General features: G+C 54.3%; 19 protein-coding genes and 1 riboswitch. Of the genes, 11 read left to right on the forward strand and 8 right to left on the reverse strand.

All coding sequences use genetic code 11. The annotated features are described in order from the left end of the window. Nucleotides 1-2 precede the first annotated feature (2 nt). The 6 genes from NQ492_RS10135 to NQ492_RS10160 all read left to right on the forward strand — a co-directional run bounded on the left by NQ492_RS10135 (nucleotide 3) and on the right by NQ492_RS10160 (nucleotide 10,645). Nucleotides 3-2,135, forward strand: coding sequence for a BACON domain-containing protein (locus NQ492_RS10135; RefSeq protein WP_015547447.1), 2,133 nt, complete (start codon nucleotides 3-5; stop codon nucleotides 2,133-2,135). Between the two features lie 19 nt (nucleotides 2,136-2,154). After that, nucleotides 2,155-4,113: a calcineurin-like phosphoesterase family protein gene (locus NQ492_RS10140; RefSeq protein ID WP_044054486.1), complete on the forward strand. Its 1,959-nt coding sequence runs from the start codon at nucleotides 2,155-2,157 to the stop codon at nucleotides 4,111-4,113. 17 nt (nucleotides 4,114-4,130) lie between these two features. Beyond that, on the forward strand, nucleotides 4,131-6,881 hold the full coding sequence (locus tag NQ492_RS10145) for a BACON domain-containing protein (protein WP_044054487.1): 2,751 nt from the start codon (nucleotides 4,131-4,133) through the stop codon (nucleotides 6,879-6,881). 11 nt (nucleotides 6,882-6,892) lie between these two features. Next, on the forward strand, nucleotides 6,893-7,654 hold the full coding sequence (locus NQ492_RS10150) for a S1/P1 nuclease (RefSeq protein ID WP_015547449.1): 762 nt from the start codon (nucleotides 6,893-6,895) through the stop codon (nucleotides 7,652-7,654). Nucleotides 7,655-8,062: 408 nt separating this feature from the next. Continuing rightward, nucleotides 8,063-8,275 (forward strand): phospholipase C/P1 nuclease family protein, encoded by a 213-nt coding sequence (locus tag NQ492_RS10155; RefSeq protein WP_044054488.1) that lies wholly within the window; start codon nucleotides 8,063-8,065, stop codon nucleotides 8,273-8,275. A 285-nt stretch (nucleotides 8,276-8,560) separates the two neighbouring features. Beyond that, nucleotides 8,561-8,762: riboswitch (cobalamin riboswitch) on the forward strand. Between the two features lie 248 nt (nucleotides 8,763-9,010). Continuing rightward, entirely contained in the window at nucleotides 9,011-10,645 is a 1,635-nt protein-coding gene (locus NQ492_RS10160) for a PL29 family lyase N-terminal domain-containing protein (RefSeq protein WP_231839916.1), read from the forward strand. 69 nt (nucleotides 10,646-10,714) lie between these two features. Here the strand turns inward: NQ492_RS10160 and purB are convergent, their stop codons facing one another. After that, entirely contained in the window at nucleotides 10,715-12,061 is a 1,347-nt protein-coding gene (purB, locus tag NQ492_RS10165) for an adenylosuccinate lyase (protein ID WP_015547451.1), read from the reverse strand. A gap of 105 nt (nucleotides 12,062-12,166) precedes the next feature. Here purB and NQ492_RS10170 point away from each other — a divergent pair, with 105 nt between their 5' ends. From NQ492_RS10170 to gap, 4 genes are all read left to right on the forward strand, one after another. Then, nucleotides 12,167-12,577: a DUF4834 family protein gene (locus NQ492_RS10170; protein ID WP_015547452.1), complete on the forward strand. Its 411-nt coding sequence runs from the start codon at nucleotides 12,167-12,169 to the stop codon at nucleotides 12,575-12,577. 1 nt (nucleotide 12,578) lies between these two features. Further along, a complete protein-coding gene (locus tag NQ492_RS10175) occupies nucleotides 12,579-13,322 on the forward strand; it encodes an MlaE family ABC transporter permease (protein ID WP_015547453.1) in 744 nt (247 codons plus the stop codon). Continuing rightward, the gene (locus tag NQ492_RS10180) at nucleotides 13,319-14,074 is read left to right on the forward strand and encodes an ABC transporter ATP-binding protein (protein WP_015547454.1); all 756 of its coding nucleotides are present in this window, start codon (nucleotides 13,319-13,321) and stop codon (nucleotides 14,072-14,074) included. Before NQ492_RS10175 ends, NQ492_RS10180 begins: the two co-directional genes overlap by 4 nt. 188 nt (nucleotides 14,075-14,262) lie before the next feature. Further along, the gene (gap, locus tag NQ492_RS10185; RefSeq protein WP_015547455.1) at nucleotides 14,263-15,279 is read left to right on the forward strand and encodes a type I glyceraldehyde-3-phosphate dehydrogenase; all 1,017 of its coding nucleotides are present in this window, start codon (nucleotides 14,263-14,265) and stop codon (nucleotides 15,277-15,279) included. 314 nt (nucleotides 15,280-15,593) lie between these two features. Here the strand turns inward: gap and NQ492_RS10190 are convergent, their stop codons facing one another. The 5 genes from NQ492_RS10190 to NQ492_RS10210 all read right to left on the reverse strand — a co-directional run bounded on the left by NQ492_RS10190 (nucleotide 15,594) and on the right by NQ492_RS10210 (nucleotide 21,180). After that, nucleotides 15,594-15,851, reverse strand: a complete 258-nt coding sequence (locus NQ492_RS10190; RefSeq protein ID WP_326929418.1) for a DUF4238 domain-containing protein — start codon at nucleotides 15,849-15,851, stop codon at nucleotides 15,594-15,596. Nucleotides 15,852-15,938: 87 nt separating this feature from the next. Then, nucleotides 15,939-18,326, reverse strand: a complete 2,388-nt coding sequence (locus tag NQ492_RS10195; protein WP_015547456.1) for an AAA family ATPase — start codon at nucleotides 18,324-18,326, stop codon at nucleotides 15,939-15,941. 630 nt (nucleotides 18,327-18,956) lie between these two features. Further along, a complete protein-coding gene (locus NQ492_RS10200; protein ID WP_015547458.1) occupies nucleotides 18,957-19,727 on the reverse strand; it encodes a hypothetical protein in 771 nt (256 codons plus the stop codon). 24 nt (nucleotides 19,728-19,751) lie between these two features. Continuing rightward, complete coding sequence (locus NQ492_RS10205; RefSeq protein ID WP_015547459.1) at nucleotides 19,752-20,822, reverse strand: relaxase/mobilization nuclease domain-containing protein; 1,071 nt, start codon at nucleotides 20,820-20,822, stop codon at nucleotides 19,752-19,754. Next, nucleotides 20,812-21,180: a MobC family plasmid mobilization relaxosome protein gene (locus tag NQ492_RS10210; RefSeq protein ID WP_015547460.1), complete on the reverse strand. Its 369-nt coding sequence runs from the start codon at nucleotides 21,178-21,180 to the stop codon at nucleotides 20,812-20,814. Before NQ492_RS10210 ends, NQ492_RS10205 begins: the two co-directional genes overlap by 11 nt. A gap of 715 nt (nucleotides 21,181-21,895) precedes the next feature. On the opposite strand from NQ492_RS10210, the gene NQ492_RS10215 reads away from it, so the two are divergent. After that, nucleotides 21,896-22,810, forward strand: a complete 915-nt coding sequence (locus NQ492_RS10215) for a transposase (protein ID WP_259872901.1) — start codon at nucleotides 21,896-21,898, stop codon at nucleotides 22,808-22,810. A 136-nt stretch (nucleotides 22,811-22,946) separates the two neighbouring features. Here NQ492_RS10215 and NQ492_RS10220 read toward each other — a convergent pair whose 3' ends face one another. Together NQ492_RS10220 and NQ492_RS10225 are read right to left on the reverse strand one after the other, a co-directional pair. Next, a complete protein-coding gene (locus NQ492_RS10220; RefSeq protein ID WP_014774758.1) occupies nucleotides 22,947-23,837 on the reverse strand; it encodes an IS3 family transposase in 891 nt (296 codons plus the stop codon). Further along, the gene (locus NQ492_RS10225) at nucleotides 23,834-24,247 is read right to left on the reverse strand and encodes a hypothetical protein (protein WP_014775546.1); all 414 of its coding nucleotides are present in this window, start codon (nucleotides 24,245-24,247) and stop codon (nucleotides 23,834-23,836) included. The genes NQ492_RS10220 and NQ492_RS10225 overlap by 4 nt, the downstream gene beginning before the upstream one ends. Nucleotides 24,248-24,662: the final 415 nt, after the last annotated feature.

Consider the following 24,662-nt stretch of genomic DNA (forward strand, 5'->3'; position numbering starts at 1 on the left):
CTATGAAAACGATGATAAAACGTCTTTGCATCTTTGCCGCCGGGGCGGCCGCCTTGGTTTCGGCGGCGCTGGCCACGTCGTGCGAAAAGGACGAGACGCAGGAGAAATATGTCTATATCCTCGATAACGACAAAAACGGGATTCAGGAGGTGTCGTTCAATACGGCGGGCGGGACACAGGATTTTCTGATGTACTCCAACTACGGAAGCTGGAAACTCGTACCCACCTACGAAGAGGACCTCGAATGGCTGTCCTACTGGCCGACGGAGGGTGTCGGCGACGCCCGTTTCTCGGCCATGGTCGAGAAGAATACGACGGCCTACCAGCGCCACGGGACATTGAATATCGTGGTCGACGGCCTTTCGGTGGCGACGATCCGGTTCAACCAGGCGGGCGACGAGCCCAAACTGAAGGTCAACGTCAAGGAGTCGGGCAAGACCGTTTCGGTCAAGGGCGAGACCTTCACCGTGGGCGTCGAGTCGAATATCGACTGGGTGGCCGAACTGGTCGATCCGGCCGATGCCTCGTGGGTTACGATCGGCGACTTCACGCCTGTGAGCCAAACTTTCACCTGTGCGGCGAATCCGGGCTCCGAGCCGCGTGAAGCGCAGGTGCGTATCCGGGCTTACGGCACTTCGGTGTCGTGTGTGTTCGCCATCATGCAGGCCGACCGGTCGAGCGCCTTCGAGGAGGCCGAAAAGATCACGGTCGCCGACCTGCTGGCGATGGGCGAGGGTAAGATCGCGCGCAACGTCTATGTCGCGGGCAGCGTGATCAGCGACCGCACGACGCGCAACTATCCGGTGGCCTATTCGACCGGAGGCGGCGAGCAGGTGAACAACACGATGTTCATCCAGGACGAGACCGGAGGCCTGTGGATCGAATTCGACGATGCGGCGGACAATACCTGCGACCTGAACCAGGTCGTTACGCTCCACATGTACGGACAGCATATCGAACGCGACGCCTATACCAACGGATTGAAGATTGCCGGGCTTTCGTCGACGGCCGTACAGAGCGCCGTGGCGGGAACACCCGTCGAACCGGTCGTGATTGATGACCTGACGAAGCTGCCGGCGTATGAGAACCGGCTGGTGACGCTGCGCAACGTTGAATTCGCATTGCCTTACGGGACGCTGGTCAACATCAACGAAGGGGTGTCGTACCTCGGTATCAAACAGGGAGCCGCCTATCAGGCTTCGGCGGATTACAACGACCTGACGATCGAGTACGGCCATTACCTGCGCGACGCCAAGGGCAATACGGCTAAACTCTACACCACGTGGTCGTTCACCGAGCGGGCGCTTTCGATGATTCCCGAAGGGGCCGGCGATATCACGGGTATCGTCAACAAGCGTTACAAATGCGACGTTTACGACGGCCGCGACCAGATGCGCCGTCCGGTCGAGAGTTGGTGCGTGCGCATCCGCCGCGAGTCGGACATCACCAACTTCAAGGCCCCGGCCGCAAGCCGCCTTTCGAAGACCGTCATGCAGATCGGTCCGTGGACCGACAATGCAGGCGCCATGCAGTCGGTGACGGCGTCCGTCGGACAGGGACAGCTCAAACATTCGGTCGGCGAGGACGTGCTGGGATCGACTTCGGGAAATACGCAGCAGATGTACCTGGCGTGGGCGCATGCCCGTTGTACGGCGGCGACATGGGATGCGGTGAAGAATGCATGGCTCCCGGCCTACGGCAACACCAAAGGGGTGCAGTATGTCGCCGTGATGGCGCAGGGGTGGTGGAAAAATACCGCTGCGGTCAATACCGATACGGACGGTTGCTGCTGGATTCTCTCGAACCTCTCGACGAAAGGCTTTACGGGGCAGATTTCACTCCAGTTTACGGCCTCGAGCAACACCGCAGGCCCGATGTACTTCCAGATGGAGTGGGCCGATACGGACAATGCCAAAACCTGGACGCCGATCGGCAACGAATACGTGGCTTCGAACTGGCACAACAGCATCGCAGCGCCCGAATACCTCTTCGTGCTGCCCGACGAGCTGAAAGACCGCGAAAGTTTCTCGATCCGTCTGCGGGCTACCCGCCAGCGCAATGCCAGCGACACGGAGAACACCGCTTCGGGAACCAGCCGCATCGGTGTCGTACGCATGTCGTGCCTCGATTTATAAACCGTTAAAAATCCGAACGATGAAAATAGGTCAATTCAAATTGAAAATGCTCTTCGTCCTGTTCGCGGGCTTCCTGCTCGCGGCAGGGTGCTCGGAGAGCGATTCCCCGGAGTTCGAACAGTCCCGGAGGCTAGTGCGCAATCTCTACCTCGCGCCCGTTATGAGCGTGTATGCCGGGCAGACGCTGACCCTGCAGGGAGTAGGCTTCGAGGCGGGCGACGTGGTTTCGTTCCGGGCCGACGCCGCTGTGTTCGACCTGCCGGTAAGCGGCGTTACGGCCAAGACGGCCCGTGTGGTGATACCTGCGGCGATCGCCCGGGAGAGCTACGACGTTTATGTGGTTCGCGGTGCGCAGGAGCAGTATGTCGCCACGGTGAAAATCTACCTTACGACCGACCAGGAAGTTCCCGACAAGGAGGGCATGAACATCAAGGGCATTGTCTTCTGCGGCGACAAAGGCGTGCCGGGTGTCCGCGTGTCGGACGGGTTGCAGACGGTCACCACCGATGAGAACGGTTACTACTGGATTCCGTCGCTCAAGACGCTGGGGTATGTCTTTATCACGATTCCCCAGGGTTACCTGCCCGCTGCGCTCGATAACAATATGATGATGGGCTTCTGGGCCGGACTGACCGACGAGGCCGGGGTGTGCGAGAAGCATAACTTCGAGCTGGTGGAGGCCGATACCGAAAACCACGTCATGCTGGTGGGCGCCGACCTGCACCTGGCCGACAAGCAGAACGACCTGCGCAATTTCAAAAACGGGTTTATCGCTGAAACGCAGGCTTTTGCCGATGCCAGCTCCGTGCCGGTTTTCTGCCTCATGGCGGGCGACATGACCTGGGACAGGTATTGGTACGACCGTAATTTCCGGCTTCCGCACTACCGGCAGTGGCTTTCCCGGAACGGATATTCCGTGCCCGTATTCCACGCGATGGGCAACCACGATAACGACCCCTATGTGCAGGGCGACGCCCCGGGGCAGCTTTCCTATTGCAGGACGCTGGGGCCGAACTACTATTCGTTCAACCTCGGCAAGGTGCACTACGTGGTACTCGACGACATTGACTGGATCAATACGGGCGGCAGCGACGGCGTGCTGGGCAGCCGCGACTACAACCGCGTCGTGTCGCTGGCGCAGATGACCTGGCTGGCCGAAGACCTGGCTGCCGTCGAGGATAAGACGGCGCCGCTGGTGGTCTGTCTGCATGTCCAGCTCTACGAAAATTACAACGCCTCGTTCGCCAACACGGCCAAGATGCCGAGCGCCACGGGTGGAACCGGGGCGCTGATGAATGCCGTCCGGGATTTCTCCGAGGTGCATTTCATAACGGGGCATACGCACCACAACTCCACGATGGTCATCAACGACAAAGTGATCGAACACAACACGGCCGCCGTCTGCGAAACATGGTGGTGGAGCACTTTCTTTTCCGACCGGGCCATCTGCGTCGACGGGTCGCCTGCCGGTTACGGAATCTATACGGTCAATTCGACCGACGTGAAGTGGAGCTACAAGGGCATCGGCGAACCTGCCGGATACCAGTTCCGCACGTACGACATGAACACCGTGAAAAAGCACCTCGACAACAGCACCTACAAGGCGCTGCTGGCCCAGTATGCGAGCCGTGACAACAAGGGCGACGACTATGGAAAAGTGGGCGATAACGTTGTTTATATCAATGTCTGGAACTACGATCCGGCCTGGAAGGTCGAGGTGCGGGAGGATGGCTCGCCGCTTGAGGTGAAGCGTGTCTTCGACCGCGACCCGCTGCACACGATCACCTTCGACATTCCCCGCGTGGAGGCCAAATACGAAGCCAATGCCGACTGGGCGTCGTGCTGCTCGTCGCACATGTTCAGCGTGACGGCGTCGTCGCCCGTGTCGGAACTCGAAATCACGGTCACCGACCGTTTCGGCAATGTCTATTCGGAACGGATGAAGCGGCCGAAGGCCTTTGTGAAGACCTCGAAATAACCTGAAAAACGAAGAGCATGAAAAAGTACAGTATATGGCTGTTGGGATTCGCGGCGCTGGTCGCCGGGGCCTGCAGTACGGACCGGACCGGGGATGAGACGCTCGCACTCAGCGCTTCTTCGGTCAGCGCCAACAAGCGTGGAATGACCTACGAAGGCGGCGATGTCACGTTCGATGTCCTGTCGAATGTCTATTGGGTGATCAACCTCGACGAAGATGCCGACTGGCTGACCGTCGCGCCCCGTGCGGCGTACGGCAACCAGACGGTGAAGGTCACCGCGGCCGTGAATCCCGGGGGCAGGCGTTCGACGACGCTTCGGTTCGATTCGCTGGACGGCGTGACCGCACAGATCGAGGTGACGCAGGGTTCCTCCGATGAACTTATCTACTACATCCGCACCGGGGCCGGGGCTTCGGCCGTTGCGGAGCCGGTCGCCGTGGGCGGCTATACGGCGTGGGAACCGGAAGGCGTCGGTGCTTCGGCGGTGGGATTCTCCGGCGTAAACGCTTTCGTGTCGGCCGACACGCCTTCGTCGGGCTACGACGAGGCTTCGGGCGGTAACAATATCGTGCTGGAGGTTCCCGGAGAGGGCCCGGAAACTGTGACGCCCTCGTTTTCCGTGCGCGACGTGGCGACCCGTGACGACTCCTATTTCCGTCTGAAGATGGGCGTGCTGGCTCCCGGCGGCGAACTGACGCCCGACCGGTTCCGGGTGCTCGTCGGGAACGGCGGCGACGAACTGATCGCCCTGCAATACGAAGTGATCGACGGCGCAGGCGACTGGAAAGAGGTCCTGGCGCGGTTTTGGGTCGGCGAGGACAATCCCACGTTCGATTTTAAGGTCGAAGCCCCCGCAGGCGGTTACCGCATCGACGACTTCCGCCTTTACGAGGGCAACTTCGGCGAGGGACAGGAGGTTGCTTTCCAGGTCGGCGGCGACGACGGCAAGCCGGAAGGTTACGTCTATTTCGAGGACGATTTTTCGTGGGTGACCGACGTATACGGCGGAACCGATTACATCGGGACGTATCCTACGCCGCTTACGGCAGAAACCTACTGGAACGGCATAACGGCGGCAAGCCACGGGCAGGAGGCCTATAACGCCCTCGTCGGATCGGGGTGGAAGACCGATGACAACAAACTCAAGGAGCGCGTTTACCTGCGTATCGGCTATGTCAAGATGGGGCGCGGTTCCAATGCGGCGGGTTGCGGCGGAGGCCTGGTAAGCCCGACGCTGGACATCCGGAAAAACCGTGCGGCGGATCTCAAGGTGACTTTTAAATGCTGTATTTACGTCGCTGCCAACGGCACGTGGGACCCCTCGACCATGCAGGTGCGGGTGATCGGTCCGGGTACGGTCAACGACGGTGTGTCGACGGAGAAGGTGCTCGTCATGCAGACCGAAACGCCGGTGCAGTGGGAGGAGAAGACGCTGATCGTCTACGGCGCGACCGACGCCACACAACTGGTCTTCGAATCGGTGGAGGAAACCAAGGCCAACCGCTGGTTTCTGGACGACGTGCGGATCGTCAAGGCGGGCCCGGACGACAAACCTTCGGTAGACCTGATACCGCTGGCGGTTCCTGCGGTGACGTTCGACCAGGATGCCGCTACCGAAAGTTCCGTGAAGTTCACCTGGACCGAGGTCTCGCAGGCCGCGGAGTACGAGTATTCCTACACCTGTCTCAACTGCGGCGAGGTGGTCGCCTCGCGCAGCGGCAAGACGACGGAGCTGTCGGCCGAATTTACCGGACTGATCGCCGGGACTTCGGCCCGCCTGACGGTCCGCGCCCTGCCCGCCGAAGGCGACAAGACCTATAAGGAATCCGCCTGGAGCGATCCCGTCGAGGGCGACGTAAAGTCGTCCGGAGGCGGATTGCCCCAGCTCGCGACGCCTTCCGGCGTGACCGTTTCCGCCAACAGCGCCTATGGTTTCGAGGCTTCCTGGGCCGAGGTGTCCGATGCGACGGATTACACCTATTTCGTGGAACTGCCGAACGGACAGGTGGTCGCTACGGGTAAAACGTGGGAACCCCGCGTACATATCGGCGGGCTGGCCGGGAAGAATTTCGGCAATTACCCCTATTTCAATTTCCGCGTGGTGGCCAACCACATGAACTACAACAGTTCGAAGGTGGAGATTCCGCAGACGTTCCGCTCGTCGGAGCCTTCGGCGGCGGTCCGGGCCGATATCCTTCCTTCGACGGCCACGGTCTACTTCCAGGACGATTTCTCCTGGGCCGATCCCTGGAGCGGCAGTGCCCTGCTGGCGACCAACACCGACTGGATCAACACCTATTGTACGGTGGATACGATGGTGCGCCTCGACCTGCTGGAAAAGGAAGGAACCGTGTCGCTCAACGGCTGGGGTTACGATGCGACCAACAAGAGCGTTTACACCCGTCCGGGGTATATTCACCTCAATTCGTCGTCGGCGTTGGGCAACCTGATCACCCCGGCATTCACCGGCATTACCGGTACGGACGACGTGAAGGTCAGCTTCGACGCCACCTATTTCTTCCAGTATTTCTCCGGTGCGGCCGATACGAACAAGACCCTGACGGCCAGCCTGAAGGGCGCCGGGACCATCGAAGGCGCTTCGGGCGGAATCATTTCGTTCACCTTGTCGCGCGGCAATGCGTGGGAGGGTTTCTCTTTCACGATCACGGGAGCCGATGCTACGACCCGCGTGGTGTTCGCCCCGGCGGTCAAAAGCAAGAACCGCGTGCAGTTCGATAACTTCCGCGCCGAATCGTTAACCCGTTAATTTGAAAGACAATGAAAAACCTGAAACTGTTTTTGTTGGGCCTTATGCTCTGCGCGGCGCTGCCGTCGCAGGCATGGGACCGCACACGCCACGACGCCATTGCGTATATCGCCGAATGCAACCTGACGCCCCGGGCGAAGAGGAATATCGCCCGCTACCTCGACCATTCGATCGTTTACTACGCATCGTGGATGGACAAGTACCGCGATACGCCCGAATTTCGAAACGTCGAGCATGTGAGTTATGTGGATGCCGGCATGCAACTGGTCGACACCCTGCGCAAGGGGAAGACCAATTGCGTCGTCGAACTGATGCGCGCCGTCGACCGGCTGAAAGACTACCGGAATATGAGCGATTCGCTCGTGCGGCTGAACCTGATGTATGTGATCCACATCGTGGGTGACATGCACTGTCCCTCGCATGTCAAATACGCCGGTTGCAAGAGCGGCCGCGCGGACCTCAACGGCAGGAAGATGTCCTACCATGCGATGTGGGACTGGGGTGTGCTGGACGGGGCCCACGGCTGGAGTTACAGCGAGTATCAACAGTTGCTGGACACCTTCTCCAAGCGCGAGAAAGCCGCCATGGCCAAGGGTACGCCCCGCGAATGGCTGCATGAAACCGCCGTCGCGTGCCGGGTGATCTACGACTGGCAGCGGGCCGACGAGACCTACGACAAGCAGTTCGTGCTGGACACCTACCTGCTGCCCGAAAGCCAGTTGATCAAGGCCTCGTACCGCCTGGCTGCGGTGCTCAACGAATTGTTCGGTTAGTAGGAGGACCTCCGGGGACAAAAAAAACAGCAGGGAATCTCGCGATTGCCTGCTGCCCTCGGAGGTCGCCCTCCTAAAACTACTAACCCAAACTTAAATAAATGAAGAAACCTCACTGCGGTTGCTGTGCCGCAGCTGACCGGAATAAGTACAAAGCGCGTGCCGAACCTGCAATCGCCGTCCGCCGAGGACCGTTTGGTGGAATATCGGGTCTTGTCGTGGAATTTTTACCGGAATAATTTTGGTTTTATGCCTTTTGTTGTTTTATTTGTGGCATATGCCTGATGATAGTGTCTTTAAAGGAAAATTCTCGGCGTTGTAACGTGGAAGGAGAAAAAGATATTTTGCGGCGGGTGAGCGGCGGGGACAGCGATGCCTTGCGGCCGATCTTCCCGAAACACGGTTCGCGTGTGGAAGGTCTTCGCCGTTGCGGGAGCCGATGCTACGCCCCGCGAATGGCTGCACGAAACGGCCGTCGCCTGCCGGGTGATCTACGACTGGCAGCGGGCCGACGGGACCTACGGCAAGCAGTTCGTGACGGACACCTACCTGCTGCCCGAACGCCAGCTGATCCTGGCGTCGTATCGTCTGGCCGCCGTGCTCAACGACCTGTTCGGTTAGTGATGCCCTCCGGGGATAAAAAAACAGCAGGGAATCTCACGATTGCCTGCTGCCCCCAGGAGGTTGCCCTCCTAAAACTACTAACCCAAACTTAAATAAATGAAGAAACCTCACTGCGGTTGCTGTGCCGCAGCTGACTGAAATAAGTACAAAGCGCGTGCCAAAGTTGCGCCGCCGTCTGCCGGAAAAGGGACGCATCGTGGTCGGAACGGTCCGCTGCGCAGAGCGGCGGGGCGCGTTTCGCGGAAATATTCCGCCGGATCGCTTGCTTCCTGCCGATAAAAGTGTACCTTTGCCGTGCAATGGTTTCCCCGTGGAGGGGAATTAAAAGGGAATGCCGTGTGAATCGGCAACAGTTCCCGCTGCTGTGAGTCCCGCCCGCAAGGGCTTTTTCGTTGCGGCATTCTTGAGCCACTGGTCCTCCGGGACCGGGAAGGCGCCGCCTCGGGGGACAAGTCAGAAGACCTGCCTTGCGCGATAGGGTGTTTGCTCCTGCGGAGAAAGGGAGCGCCTGAAGTCGTCGCCGGCGGTTTTTCCGTGCGTCCTTATTTGCTTCGGCCCTCTTTTTCCTGTTGCTGCGAACCTCTTCGGACAGACTTTTTTACGGTTGGATGAGGAAGTCGTCGCCATGCTTTGCCGGGTCGTCATGCCTGTTTTTGCCTGCGCGGTATTCTCCGTGAAGTCTGTCCCTTACGGACGGAACAGATGGAACCATTAACTAAAAAACAAGGTATGATGAAAAAATTATTTGTGATCTGCTCCTGGGCGCTGCTTCTCGGCGGCTGCAAGAGCGAATCCGGGGCTTCGGACCCGGATGGAGACAAACCTGTTCCCCCCCCCTCGGCCGAACTGTTGCAAAAGATCGAAGACCTGAATGCGGGCCTGGTCTCGCTGAAGACGCTGGCCGGAGCCGTGTCGCAGTCGGAAGTGCGGTCGCTGGCCGAGACGGAGGACGGCGTGCGCCTTACGTTCTGCGACGGGACCGAAGTGACGGTAGCCTGCAATGCGGCGGCGGAAGCGCCGCTGATCGGCATTGCGGTCGATGGGGATGCGTATTACTGGACACTCGCCGCGGAAAAGGATATTCCCTGGCTGAAAGATGCCGCCGGAGCGAAAATGCCTGTTTCGGGGCCTGTCCCCGTCGTGGGGCGCGATGATAAAGGTTTCTGGACCGTGACGACGGACGCCGCCGTGACGCCGTGGCAGATCGGGGACGGCTCCGGAAATCCGGTCGAAGCCACGGGCGACGAGCAGGTGGAGTTGTTTCGGTCGGTAAAGGCCGGAAACGGCCGGGTGGAAATCGCGCTGACGGACGGCGGGACTCTTTCGGCGGCGCAGGTCAACGACTTGAGCGTTGCGGGGACGGCCAACTGCTATGTGGTTTCGGCGCCCGGAACGTATGTTTTCAATGCCCGGGTACGCGGAAACGGAGCCGGCGAAGGGGTCGGATTCGAGCCGGCGATCGAGATGGCGGACGGCATGACGGCCGACTGGCTGTGGACCGACTCCGAAGGACTCGTTTCGGGAGTCGCCCTCGACACGACCTCCGGCGATATTTTCCTCACGGTCGGCGAAGGCAGGGGCAACGCGCTGGTCGCCCTGATGCAGGACGGAAAGGTCGTCTGGAGCTGGCATGTCTGGGTGACCGACGCTCCGCAGACGATGACCTACGGGAACGGGACGGTCTTCATGGACCGCAACCTGGGCGCCGCAGGTACGACCGCAGGCGGTACGGACGCTTACGGCATGTATTACCAGTGGGGGCGCAAGGACCCGTTCTACGGGGGCGAGAAAACGGAAACTTCGGCCAATGCGTTCCTCGAAGCAAAGAACGGCACGGTGGTGAATCCCGCTTATCCGGCGCTGGACTGGGCTTTCAGCAAGAGTGCGACGACGACCGACGGGGCTGCCGCCAATCCCATGACGTTCTACAACGATAAGGTCGGAACCGGCTATAACTGGCTTGCGTCGCCGAACGCGACATTGTGGGGTGAGGCCAAAACGCTCAACGACCCCTGCCCGCCGGGGTACAGGGTTCCTGAAACCGGTGCATGGGAGGATTTGATTTCGGGACGTCAGTACATCGACGGCGTTTCGGTATGGGACGGAACGAACTACGGTATGACCTATACCCACGGGGGACAGACGGCCTGGTATCCGGCGCAGGGCTATCGCAATTACAGTTCGGGCGCCATCGTGGGGCTGCGCAGCTCGACCGGCGGTTCGGGCGCTTACTGGTCGGCGGAAACCTCTTCGGTCAAATCCTATTACCTCTTCTTCCGCAGCAAACTGTCGAGCAGCGGTTCGATCAATAATGAACTGGACATGAACCGGTCTTACGGCTATACGGTGCGTTGCTGCAAGGAGTGACGGTCCGTCGGGACGAATAAAGGCAGGACGCTTTCGGGTCCTGCCTTTGTTTTCGATGCCGGTTCCGGCCTACCGGAACACGCCCGTGTAGGTCGAGGGCGAGAGGGCGCGCAGCTCCTCCTTGACTGATTCGGCGACGTCGAGCGTTTCGATGAATGCCGCGATCGACTCGCGGGTGATGTGGGCGTTGGTCCGCGTCAGGGCCTTCAACGCCTCGTAGGGCTTCGGGAAACCCTCGCGGCGCAGGATGGTCTGGATGCCCTCGGCCACCACGGCCCAGTTGTTCTCCAGGTCGCGCGCCAGCGCCTCGGGGTTGAGGATCACCTTGTTCAGCCCCTTGAGCAGCGATTGCAGGGCGATCACCGCGTGGGCCATCGGCACGCCGATGTTGCGCAGCACGGTCGAGTCGGTCAGGTCGCGCTGAAGACGCGATACGGGCAGCTTCGACGAAAGGTGCTCGAAAACGGCGTTGGCGATGCCGAAGTTGCCCTCGGCGTTCTCGAAGTCGATGGGGTTGACCTTGTGGGGCATGGCGCTCGATCCGACCTCCCCGGCCTTGATCTGCTGTTTGAAGTACTCCATCGAAATGTAGGTCCACATGTCCCGCGAGAGGTCGATGAGGATGGTGTCGATGCGCTTCATGTTGTCGAAGATGGCCGCCAGGTTGTCGTAGTGCTCGATCTGCGTGGTGTACTGCGAGCGGCACAGCCCCAGCGTCTCGTTCACGAACCGGTTGGCGAAAGCCACCCAGTCGATTTCGGGGTAGGCCGCGCGGTGGGCGTTGAAGTTGCCCGTGGCGCCGCCGAACTTGGCCGGAACGGCGATGTCGTGGAGCATGAACAACTGCTTTTCGAGCCGCTCGACGAATACCGAAAACTCTTTGCCCAGCGAGGTCGGCGAGGCGGGCTGCCCGTGCGTGCGCGCCAGCATCGGAACCTCGCGCCACTGCTCGGCGAACGACGCCAAAGCGTCGCGGACCTCCTCGACGACGGGGTAGTAGACGCCTGTCATCGCCTCCCGGAGCGAGAGCGGAATGGCCGTGTTGTTGATGTCCTGCGACGTGAGGCCGAAATGCACGAACTCCTTATAGGCCTCCAGCCCGAGGGTGTCCATTTTCTCCTTGATGATGTACTCGATGGCCTTTACGTCGTGGTTGGTCACCGACTCGATCTCCTTCACGCGCCGGGCGTCGGCGTCCGAGAAATCGAGGTAGAGCGCGCGCAGGGCGGCGAATTTCGAGCGGTCGATGCCGGTCAGCTGCGGCAGCGGCAGTTCGCACAAGGCGATGAAGTATTCCACTTCGACGCGGATGCGGTAGCGGATGAGGGCCTGCTCCGAAAAATAATCGGCTAATTTCTCCGTTTTATTACGGTAACGCCCGTCGACGGGCGAGATGGCGGTGAGGGGAGTTAACATATGGGATTGTGATTTGTTTTTCGTTTCCAGACGCCAAATTTACGACATTTAATTGAAATACGCATAATTTTCCATACCTTTGTGGAGATGTAAACCGAAATCGGAATGAATTTCATATTGGCAATCATCGACTCCCTGGCGGGCTTCGTGCAGCGCAATCCGCTGACGACGCTCCTTATCGTCATACTGGCGCTCGGCGCCCCCGCGCTGCTCAAGGGCATCGCGCTGTTTATCTTGTATTTTCTTATGGGACTTGTTATTTTGGTCGTCGTGCTGATGCTGGCTTTCCGCTGGCGGATCTACAAGGTCCGCAAGCAGATGGAGCAGCAGTTCGGCGAAGGCTTCGGACAGCAGTCCGGACCGAAGGGATTCGGCGGTTTCGGCTCGCCCTTTGCAGAGCAGCCGCGCAAGGAGCGCGAAGGCGAGGTGAAGGTGCACAAAACCCCGGGAACGCCCGAGAAGCGCGTGTCGAAGGATGTGGGCGACTACGTCGATTTCGAAGAGGAAAAGCAGTAGCATGTTGAAGATTTTCGAACTCATAGGGCGCTATTTCATGCTGATGGGAAAGGTCTTTTCCCGTCCGGAGAAGGCCGCCATCTACCGCCGGCGGATCATTTTCGAAATGGAGTCGCTCGGTGTCAACTCGATCGGCCTGACGGCCATCATCTCGGTCTTCATCGGCGCGGTCATCACGTTGCAGATGTGCATCAACCTCGATTCGCCGTTCATTCCCCGCTCGCTGGTGGGTTACGCCACGCGCGAGACGATGATCCTGGAGTTTTCGTCGGCGGTCGTGGCGCTGATTCTCGCCGGAAAGGTCGGGTCGTCGATCGCCTCGGAAATCGGAACCATGCGCATCACCGAACAGATCGACGCGCTCGAAATCATGGGCGTCAACTCCGCCTCGTACCTCATCCTCCCGAAGATCGTCGCCGCGATGGTCTTCTTCCCCTTTCTGACGATCCTCTCGATCCTGATCGGCATTCTGGGCGGATACCTCATCGCCGCCGCGACGGGCATTATGATCCCCGCCGACTATGTCGACGGCCTGCTGATGGATTTCAAGCCCTATTCGATCACCTACACGCTGATCAAGACCGTCTTCTTCGCCTACATCATCACCTCGATTTCGGCCTTCTACGGCTACAACGCCCGGGGCAACTCGCTGGAGGTCGGCACGGCTTCGACGCGCGCCGTGGTGGCCAGCTGCGTGGTGATTCTGCTTTTCGACCTGATCCTGACACAAGTCCTGCTTATATGATACGCGCCGAACATATCGTCAAGTCGTTCGACGGCCGGGTGGTGCTCGACGACATCTCGGTCGAATTCGAGACCGGAAAAACGAACCTCATCATCGGCCGCAGCGGTTCGGGAAAGACCGTGCTGCTCAAGACGCTGGTGGGCCTGCACGAACCCGATTCGGGCGACGTGTGGTACGACGAGGTGAACTTTTCGAAACTCGGTTTCCGGGAACGCAAAAGTATCCGCAAGGACATCGGCATGATCTTTCAGGGCGGGGCGCTGCTGGACTCCTCGACCGTTGTGGAGAACGTCAAGCTGCCGCTCGACCTCTTCACCTCGCAGAGCGAGCGGGAGAAGATGGAGCGCGTGAATTTCTGCCTCCAGCGCGTGCGGCTCGACGGGGCCAACGAACTCTATCCGGCCGAACTGTCGGGCGGCATGATCAAGCGCGTGGCCATCGCCCGGGCTATCGTGATGAATCCCCGCTACCTGTTTTGCGACGAACCCAACTCGGGACTCGACCCGCAGACCTCGATCGTCATCGACAACCTGATCCACGAGATCACCCAGGAGTACGGCATCACGACGATCATCAACACCCACGACATGAACTCCGTGATGGAGATCGGCGAGAAAATTGTATACATCCACGACGGCCGTAAGTGGTGGGAGGGGACGAAGGACGACATCCTGCATGCGGACAACCGCGAGCTGAACGATTTCGTCTTCGCCTCGGCCATGGCCAAACGGGCCAAACTGGCTGCGCAGTAGGCTTCCGCGGTGTTGTGCGCCTGAAGACGGCGGAGGTTTCCGGCGGACGGGTGCGTGCCGGGAAACGGATGCGTCCGCGGTTCGTAAAAAAATTTAATTTTTTATTTGCGTAAATTATATAAAGTATGTACTTTTGTGCTGTTAAAAAAATAACGCAATTTTTTTATTAACAAATAATTCAAATTATTATGGCAACTATTAAAATCGGTATCAACGGCTTCGGTCGTATCGGCCGTCTGGTGTTCCGTGCCGCTTGCACGAACGACAACATCGAAGTGGTGGGCATCAACGACCTGGTTCCCGTGGACTACATGGCTTACATGCTGAAGTACGACACGATGCACGGCCGTTTCGACGGTACGGTGGATTTCAACGTGGAGAAGAGCCAGCTGATCGTAAACGGCAAGGCTATCCGCGTAACCGCCGAGAAGGACCCCGCAAACCTGAAGTGGAACGAGGTTAACGCCGAGTACGTGGTAGAGTCGACGGGTCTGTTCCTCACCAAGGAGAAGGCCGAGGCTCATATCGCAGCCGGCGCCAAGTACGTCGTTATGTCGGCTCCCTCGAAGGACGACACCCCGATGTTCGTATGCGGCGTGAACACCGATACCTACAAGGGCCAGACGATCGTTTCGAACGCATCGTGCACCACCAACTGCCTTGCCCCCATCGCCAAGGTTCTGCACGACAAGTTCGGCATCACCGACGGTCTGATGACCACCGTTCACTCGACCACCGCAACGCAGAAGACTGTCGACGGTCCCTCGATGAAGGACTGGCGCGGCGGCCGTGCCGCTTCGGGCAACATCATCCCCTCGTCGACCGGCGCTGCAAAGGCCGTAGGCAAGGTGATTCCCGAGCTGAACGGTAAGCTGACCGGTATGTCGATGCGTGTTCCGACCCTCGACGTTTCGGTTGTCGACCTGACCGTAAACCTGGCCAAGCCCGCCAAGTACGACGAGATCTGCGCTGCCATGAAGGAGGCTTCGGAAGGCGAACTGAAGGGCATCCTGGGTTACACCGAGGAGGCTGTCGTTTCGTCGGACTTCCTGGGCGACGCCCGCACGTCGATCTTCGACAAGGCTGCCGGTATCGCGCTGACGGACACTTTCGTGAAGGTCGTTTCGTGGTACGACAACGAGTGGGGCTACTCGAACAAGGTCCTCATGCTGATCGAGAAGATGGCCGCTTACAACAACAAATAGTCGTAAGCCATTCGATAGAAAAAGAGGGAACCAGCGATGGATTTCCTTTGAAAGGATGTAACAGTCTAAATAATTAGGCTGTTACATTTTTTTTGATGGGATAAGGTAACGAAAAGGCAACGGTTCTGTTTTAAGTCTGTTGCAATGACTTTCCAACCTCAAACAACTGATACAAAGATAGTAATAAATTTTGAGTTAAGCAAATAACAGCGGTCGTGTTTCTTAAATAGAACGTTAGAAACATATGAGTTTATATACCTTACCCGTGATATACTTTCATTTGAGGCTCACCATTAATAAATATTTCTGCTCCATTATTGACACAAAATATTGGACAGTCCCTCTTGAAAATATTGAGAATCCCAAATTACAAGAACGATATTCTTACTAATCGGCATAGAAATTTCCGCACCATACATTCCAAACCCTTCGTAATAGTTTGGCGCATCCTTTACATGAGGTTCAATAGTAATAGGATAATCGAATGTATATATTTGATTTGTATCCGTATAATAAAATTCCCAATATTTATCAGCCAGAATATTTGCCAATTTTCCTAAAAAATCTGTAATATATTATTGGTTGTCGGTTATTTGCAGTCGATACGGCAGACAAATGAATTACATTACTTGATTTTGCAAGTTCCATAGGGGCAAAAACTACTTCATCCAAACCGCCTCTTCCGTTTCCCAACTTTTTATCTCTGCCATTCTATCCTCATCTCCATCTTCCTTTTTTGCCAAATAGCAGGATAAATGTTCTTCGTTTATGTAGCTCAAAAACAGCAACAGACTCTTTGCCGTCTGCACCTTCTCTTGTTTGGTAAAATACGGCGTGATGGTGTTCAAGTCATACACTCGTTCTTCCATGTGGCTCTCCCCGTTCAGAGCCAGTCGACACATAAAGTTCTCGTAGTACGTTCGTTTCTCATCAGGTACAGCTTTTAACACACCGTCACGGCACATCATCTCCTCAAATTTCATGTTGTAGCAGAAACTTGAAAACGCTTCTACTACCCTTCTCATCACGTTTCCGATACTTGTTTCCATATAATCACCTTTATCGTCAGTTGGTGTTTTGGCATAATCGTATACATACTCCAACAGTTTCTTATACTCATTCGAAACTACTCGTTCCTTCATCTGCTTGTCTACAAGTTCCAAGAACGTCTTACCATTGCCCTTGCCACCATTAAGTTCCGAACGTACTTTAACCATGTCAAATGCCGAGCGCAAGTCATGAGTTAGGAGTAAAATTCTGCTATTCGAGTTTCCTTTTTTGATATTGTCAAACTGATGACGTAAAAGTGACATCACACCTAATCTGTTACCATAGTCGAAACTTGACACAGGGTCATCAATTATGATTAGAATCTCGTCCTTATATTTATCATCCTTTTTCTTGTCACTAAACAATCTGGCAAAGAAATAGCATAACCCAAGTACGTTTCTCTCACCTACACTGATTTTCTTAGGAGGTACACTCCGCCCGTTTACCTTCAGTTTGTAACAACCATCTCCTGCTACCAACTTCACTTTCGTGTCACTATAGAACACGTATTGCAGTTCCTCATTGATGTAGTCCTGTGCAATGTCCGTCCGCTCTATCCGTGCTTTCAGTGCCTTTATCTCACCCTCCGTCCGCTCTTTGTCTTTCTCCAATTTCGATAGTGCTTTCTGACAGTTTTCATAAGCTTTGTTCGCTTGCTTATAGCTATCCAGCAATATAGTCAGACGCTTCTTTGCTAATAACTCATTCTCATGCAGTACTTTCCTCTTCAGTTTCTCTCGCTCATTCACCGAGCGGTTGAATGTCGCCACGCAAACTTCCAGCTCCTGCATTGCGGCCATATAGTTTGTCAGATGTGTGCTATAACCATCCACCTTGTCCGCATTGAAGGCCTCTTCCATCACACCGTATATATCCCTTTTCCGCTGAATTATTCTATTGCGCACAGCAGCCACGTCCTTGTTCAATTGCACCGTCGCACGTTGGGCTGCTTCTCTCTCCTTCTCATTCAACCTGTCAGGAAACTTAGGTATAGCCATCTCCACATCCACAAATACATCCATCGCCTCATCCAGTGCCTTGCTATATATCTCCGACTCTTTGTTCAGTATGCGTTTTAGTGTTTCGCTGATGTATTCATAGTCCTCATCGCTCGTCTTTCTTAGACACAGTGGACAAAATGGCCACTTCTCTTCTGCCAGCCGTTGTGTCGTTTCCTGCAAATGATGCTCCGCATGTTCTTGCAGGAAGGTCAAGAGTCTATGCTCACGTTCGTTCAGTGTCGGTTTCTCAACCCTCTTCTCCAACAGGGCTTTCACCCCGTCCAGACTTTTAGGTAGTTTCAATTTTACGGGATTCCATACTATCGCTTGTGCGTCTTCCGTTTGGGTGTATAGTGTCAGGTCAGCATTCAACTGTGTCCTTAATGCCTCTTCCGTTTCTTTCGGCTCTTCCATCAAAACAAGTTTCTTCAGCAAGTCCTCCGTCACACGGCTCCTCACCGAATTACCCTTCACGTTACGGTCTATGTCTGCCCAGCCGCCATCTTCACGCAACTTATCTCTTATTTTGTTATAGAAATATAAAGGTGAAGAAGCATCACTTCCATTTTCAAAATTTACTCTCCGAGTCGTCTGTTCTGCCACCTTCTTTTCTATCGCTATCTTTTCTTCGTTTTTGTTGGTTATCTGCGTATCTAGGTCTACCTGCTCACCCATCATCACGATGGTTTCTAGCCCCTTTCCTTTGGTTCTTACATTTTCACGCACAAATTCCTCGTCAAAAATGAATACCGAGTCTTTCTTGTCATCAAGAATAATCGCATCAGTAGAAACCGAATATGACACATACCCCTCCTCTGTTGGTTGTTCGGTGTCCTTACCGACCAACTGCCGGATAGCTTTAGCAATAGTAGTTTTCCCGCTACCATTACGACCATATACGATGCTCAGATTCTGTCTGTCTTTAAATAAATCAAGTGTTGTTGGCTGTTCAAAGTAGCCTCCTTCTATCGTTATCTTCTTAAAATTCTCAAACATAACTATTACTATGCAACAAGTACACTCAATCAAAATTACCCATGCGCCATTATTGTCTATGCCAAAGAAAGGGAAACCGCCCAAACCATTGGCAAATGCACTTATACTCTTGAGTTTTTTAGTTTTTCGTTAAGTATCAATTTAAAATCATATGCGGTACATTCTGCTATCAAAGTTTCTAATTCTATTTTATAATGGATACAATATTATCAACCAATAAAAATACATGATCTATTTAGAATGTAAAATTATAACTAATTATCAAAAAGACAGCATAGAAATCATCGTTCTACACATATTCTAAATACTTTTTGTGCAATTTTAATAACATAATAGGAGTTAATTTCGCAGTTTTTTCATATGCTGGATTTCAAAATATTGAAATTTTACGCTATCAGGGCGGATTTTTGTGCGGAGGGGGGGGGCTTCACATACACATCGCTCTTTCCTATCGTTAGTGACGGGCCCCTGTTTTTTCGGGGATTGGGGCAAGGCCGCCCGTATGGGCGCTTCGTATAGCCTTGCCCTATCCCTGCAAAAAACATATCTTTCGCTTCAGATGGAAAGGAAAAGGCCCGGATTAGTGATAATCTTCTGCACCATCATTTAATACATCTGAATTGTCAGCGCCTATTCCTCCCTCAATTTCTTCACATCATCGAGCAGTCTTTTCGCTTTCCGCTCTTTAACAGTCGCCTGCTCCAACCGTTCAGCCTGCCGCCTTACGGCTTCTTCATAGCGTTCGACTTGGTTTTGGACAGTATCACGTATGGCTGTGTATTGCTCGTCCCAAAATACGGTTTCCAACTCCGTCAGCTCCTTTTCTCCGATTTTCCCGCACATCTTCACGTAACGGTATTTCAGATCGTTCACGGCTAACAGCTGATTATTTTCCGAGATTCGGTAGATGAATGCGCCTTGCAGGAAAATACCACCCAGCATGACGAACATCGTCAGAAATGTTTTCGAGGATTTAAGATCGAGCGTATAGGTGTGTCGGTGTTCCTGCACAGGCAGGTTTTCAGGCTTTGCCGCTGCTTCAACGGCTTTCCCAACCTGCTCTATCAATGTATGCGTCTGCCTGTTCTCCTTGTCAATCACCTCCAGTCTCCCTGTCAACTGTGCCAGCAGCGTGTTATATTTGTCAGCCATCGCCTGTTCCCATCCGTTTTGTACTCCGGGCAACGTTATCTGTTTACGCAGTTGTTCGAGCATCTGTGCTACCTGCCCCTGCGAGCATTCCGCGGCCTCTATCAGCCGCTCGATCCGTTCCAGTTGGACATTATCCAAACCTGCGTTTCCTGCGCCGCCTGCTTTGGCGTTTTTAATGGCTTTAACAAGCGTTTCCTTGAGGTCTTCGTACATCTCGACCGAGAGGTCGATCCTATTTTCGTTGTTCATGGTTTTTGAGATTTTTTAATTCGGTTACAGTTTTATTTTGGCTCTTCTTTTCTGTTCTTCGAGCCTGCGTCGGCGCTCCATCGCGGCTATCGCCATCGCTTCGGCCGCGGCATCGAGCAACGCCGTGATTCGTGCTATATGCTCTTCGGGGCTTTCTCCCGGCTTGCGCTGCAACTGTGCGGCGGACACTCCGACGGGCGAACCGGCCGGCGGCAGCGGAATCCCGCCTGCTTTTCCGAGGTTTACCGATGATGGCTCTTCGTGCGTGCCGCCGCTATCCATACCGCCGAACAACCCTGCAAATGCCGAACGGTAATTACCTGCTGCCGCCGAGAGGTTCCCGAAGAGCGTGGCCCGGTGTTGGGTCTGCTGTTGAATATGGTTGAACCGGTTGTCGAGTTTCGTAAAGTTGAAAGCCCGGTCGATCTTCGAGCCGGAGAACTCGAAGCCGTTTTTCGAGAACAAAACCCCTTGTTTGCGGTCGGTCGAACCGCAATACTTGTATCGCACGCTGATGCCCTGTTCTTTTAATTTACCTTCCAACTCGTTCCAGTTCTTGCACTTGGGAAGACTGCCTTTGATTGCATCGTAGATTTCGTATTTGGTCTTGTCGGGTTCGCGCAGCCGCTCCCGCCGTACGTCGTCCTTTCCCGACGCGAGATACAATCCGTACTTCTCGGTCAGCTCCCGGCAGACCTTGGCATTTCGGATTTTGATGTTCTTGTCCGAAATGGTCTGCCCGTTATTTCCGACCCGATTGTAGACCAAATGGCAGTGCGGATGGGGCTGGTCGAGGTGGCGCACCAATAGATACTGCGTATCGGTGATACCCATCTTCTGCATGTACTCCTTTGCGATCTGCGTCATCAGGGCGTCGGTCATCCGCGGGGCGTCTTTGGATGAGAAAGACAAGGAGATATGGCCGACGTTGTTTTTCAGCCGCGGGTTCAATAGGGTCTGGTCTTTGAAGTCCTGCGCCATGTCCTTTACTTCCGGGGGCATGACGCCCTCGGCTTCCAATATCCGAGATTCCTCTTTCATCACGTAGCCCACCGTTCCCGAAAAGGACGAGCCCGATATTACCTTACCGATCATCGCAGATCTGTTTCAGGAGTTTTTCGATGGCCGTGACGATCGCCGCATGTCGTACCCTGACAGCCGTCAGACCTTTGGCATTGGCCAGCCGGGTCAGCTGGTTCAGATTCCGGGCGACGCCTTTCAGTTGGGCCATGAAATCCAGTTGTTCGCGGGTGATCCGCGCCCTTACCGTTCCTCGGTCGATCAACTGGCGCAGGACTTCGGCCGACGGTTGCCCTGCCTCGCGGCAGAGGGCTGAAAAGCGGAGTTTCCGTTCGGGGCTGAGCCGTGTGCTGACGACGTATTTGCGGATGCGGCCGATGCCGACTTTCGGCCGACCGCCCTGTTTGCTATATGTTTTCTTCGGTGTTTCCATGACAGGTAGTTTCGATAGATTATTCATGCTATATAGGTTGTTCAGACCAGCGGGATTTTACGCCGGCCAGCGGGTAAGGCGCAGTTTTCGTCTACGAAAACACAACCTTGCTCTTCCTTTGCTGGTAAGATAAAGACGCGGCGCCACACCCTTTTTATGGTTGGGGAGAGTAAATACCGGATTCCGAACCGCAGAACAATGCCGGGCGTGAAAAGCGGGAATGAGGAGTGCGCTCCGGAGCGTTCCGACGGGCGCCGAAGATCGGGCGGTCGGACAGGTCGGGAGGTGCGGATGCCGTAAAAGACCATTTGTGCGGCGGCGGTTCTGACGCGGGCGGGAGAAGCCCGGAGAGAAAGTGGGCGTATCGAAACATGATGCGAAATTTAAGGTTCGGCGACAAATATAAACCGCCGTCGGGGAAGCGTTGCAAAACGTAATGCTTATGCGTTATCTTACTGTCTATTACCAATATTGCGGCAGGAGGTCGGACTGCAATCGGGTTGAATTTATGTCCTTACGCGTTTTGAGAATAAATACAGAAATATTTATTCATTCCAATCAGCAGTTGAACTGCTGTGATTTATAAGTTTAACTGAGGTCATTTAAGCCTCGGAATTAGTTGTAAATATTTGAAAATCAAGGGATGAAAATACTTGCAAAATCCTTGGAAATCAGTAACTTAAAGTAAAAAAAATACCCCTATTTTTTGCTTGTTATGATTCCCAAGGACAAAGAGTATAGACTAATAAAAATCTATATGTATATCTGCGATATGTACGAACAAAGCCTCAAATACCATTGCCAAAGATACAGCAATAATTCGAAACCGTTGTTCTCCGACGAGGAAATCCTCACGATTTATTTCTTTGTCGGTCATGAGCAGAAGTACACCCTCATCAAGGATATTCACAACTTCGCTAAAGAGTACTTGCGCGACTGGTTCCCGAACCTGGTGTCCTATCAGACATTCAATTACCGTCTCAACAGGATGGCCGGTGCTGTTAGGGAACTGTCCTCGCAGTTATTAAGGATGTTCAGGCCTTCTGACTGTCAGGATGATACCGTGATTGTTGACTCGATGCCGATAATCACATGCTGCGGAAGAAACCGTACAGGCAAGGTCGCCAGAGATATCGCAGACAAAGGATACTGTTCCACCAAGAACCTGTACTATCATGGACTAAAGCTTCACATGGTAGGATATCGCAGGAAAGGGCATCTTCCTCATCCGTGCCAGATAGCGCTCTCTCCTGCCTCCGAGAATGACCTGAAGGTCTTCCAGAGCGAATGCATGCCGGATCTTTTCAACAAGAAGATCTTCGCTGACAAGATATACCGAAGCAATGACTACTGGGAGCAGGAAAGACGCGATAAGGCCAATGAGTTCTACGCTCCCGTCAAGTCAATCAAAGGGGCTCCTGAAGAAGAGAAGCAGAGAAACAAGGCCGCTGATGACATTTATTCTCAAGCCGTTTCATCTGTCAGGGAACCCATTGAAGCGCTATTCAGTTGGCTGAACGAAAAAACAAATATTCAAAGAGCTTCAAAGTGCCGCTCTACTTGCGGACTGCTAATTCATACGATGGGAAAGGTAGCCATCGCATTTTTATATCTTATTTTCAACTACTGATTCAAATTATTCATCGGATTATTTCCGGCGATAAGCAGTCGTTTACCGTGCTTATATACCAACGAACGAATAAACCCGATTGTCCCGTCCTGAAAAAGGTTTACAGTGATTGATAATTAAAGATAAACATTTTGGTTCAAAAAATATTGTCCTGATATAAGTTTACATATGCCTTCCGAACAACCGTCTTTCGGCCCCAATGATGTTTGAGTTTCCCGGTTCTAAGTTCCGCTTCCAAGGGCGTAAGCCAATCGCAGCTGGCATGAGGTCTGAGTGAATTGTAAAGGATAACGATCTGGTCGATGCGTTCTTTTGCTGCCTGAAAACTTTCAAAACATTCCTCGTCGATCCATTCGCTCTTCAGAATACCGTTCACCCGTTCGGCAACGGCATTCTCATACGGATCGCCCTTTTCAGTCATGCTGATGCGAATCCCATTATCGGTCAGCAATTTCACATATTCTTTCGAACAATATTGGCATCCTCTGTCCGAATGATGGATTAACCCTTGCCGTTTTTGCTGCGGAGTCTGGTCTATGGCCATCCTCAGTGCACGGAGCGCTCCGTCCCGTTCCAATGTCGTATTCAGATCATAGCCTACGATCCGTTTGGAATAGGCATCCGTTATCAAAGCCAGATATGCAAATCCTTCTTTCAAAGAAATGTACGTAATATCTCCGACCCATAAACGATGCGGCCGCTCGAGGTCGAAACCCCGGATCAGATTCGGATATTTACGCATCCAGTGCCGCGAGCAGGTCGTAACGCTGTATTTCTTCCGACGTTTGACCAGAAGATTGTTTTCCGAAAGCAGCGTAAATAACCGATCCCGGCTGACCGGAAATCCGTCTTGTTGCAGCAAATGCCACAGTTTACGACCGCCGAGCCTGGGCATCAGTTTCCGGTAGTAACCCACCCGCTCCAAAAGAAGGGTGTCGGACAAGGATCCTTCCCTATTACGCCGTAAATGTTTATAATAGGCCTGACGGGTATAGCCGAACAACCCGCACAGAAACGACAGGCTCATTGCTGTGTGTCTTTCTTTGAGACGCTGGACTGTCCGGCTGCGGATTTTTTTAGCAGGTCGATACCGTATTCTTCTTGGAGGATATCTCCCATGATCTCATAGCCTTCCAGACGTAATAAAGCCTCTTCCAAGCGCCGCCGAAGGGCTTTGTTCTCGGATAATAATTCACTGGCTTCTTCACTCGTAACGCGGGACATGATCGGATAAGGATTAGGGGTACTCACAAAGCTACAACTATTTTTCGCTTTCCAGCGCTGACCCATCTTATGAATCGTAGACATGGGAATACCATGTTCTTCGGAGAGTTGGCGAGCCGTCTTGACTCCGCTCAAATACTCCTGTAAAATCAGATGACGCAACTGACGCGGTAAATAATGACGCGATAAGTCTGAATTCGTTGTTTGCTGCATAAGATTTACTCTTTTCTGTAAACCTTTTTCAGGACGGGACAGATCGGCATTAGGGATAAGGCGCGGACAAAAGGCGACCGCCGCAGACAAAACATACCCCGATTCGGGTAACAGGTGAAAACATCTTTTTTTGGGGTATATCTTGCAACTGCAAGCAGCCGGTGTAGCGGTAAAAATGCGTGTGTTGCGGACTGGAGCGGACTGGAGCGGTCATGGAAATCGTTTCCCGTAAGACGGCATTATCTTGCGGCTCTGTCGGAAAAATAAAGAAGGAGGGAAAGATGTTGGCTGCCGGAATTCGTATCAGGGATGAAGCCAACAAACGCCAATGACTGTCGTGGGAGAATGGGTGCGAAACATTCCGCAGGCAGCAGACGTTGGGTTCCTGCAACCCCTACTGAAAAAGAGCGAACTG

Source organism: Alistipes shahii WAL 8301 (assembly GCF_025145845.1).
In the GTDB taxonomy this organism is placed as follows: Bacteria; Bacteroidota; Bacteroidia; order Bacteroidales; family Rikenellaceae; genus Alistipes; species Alistipes shahii.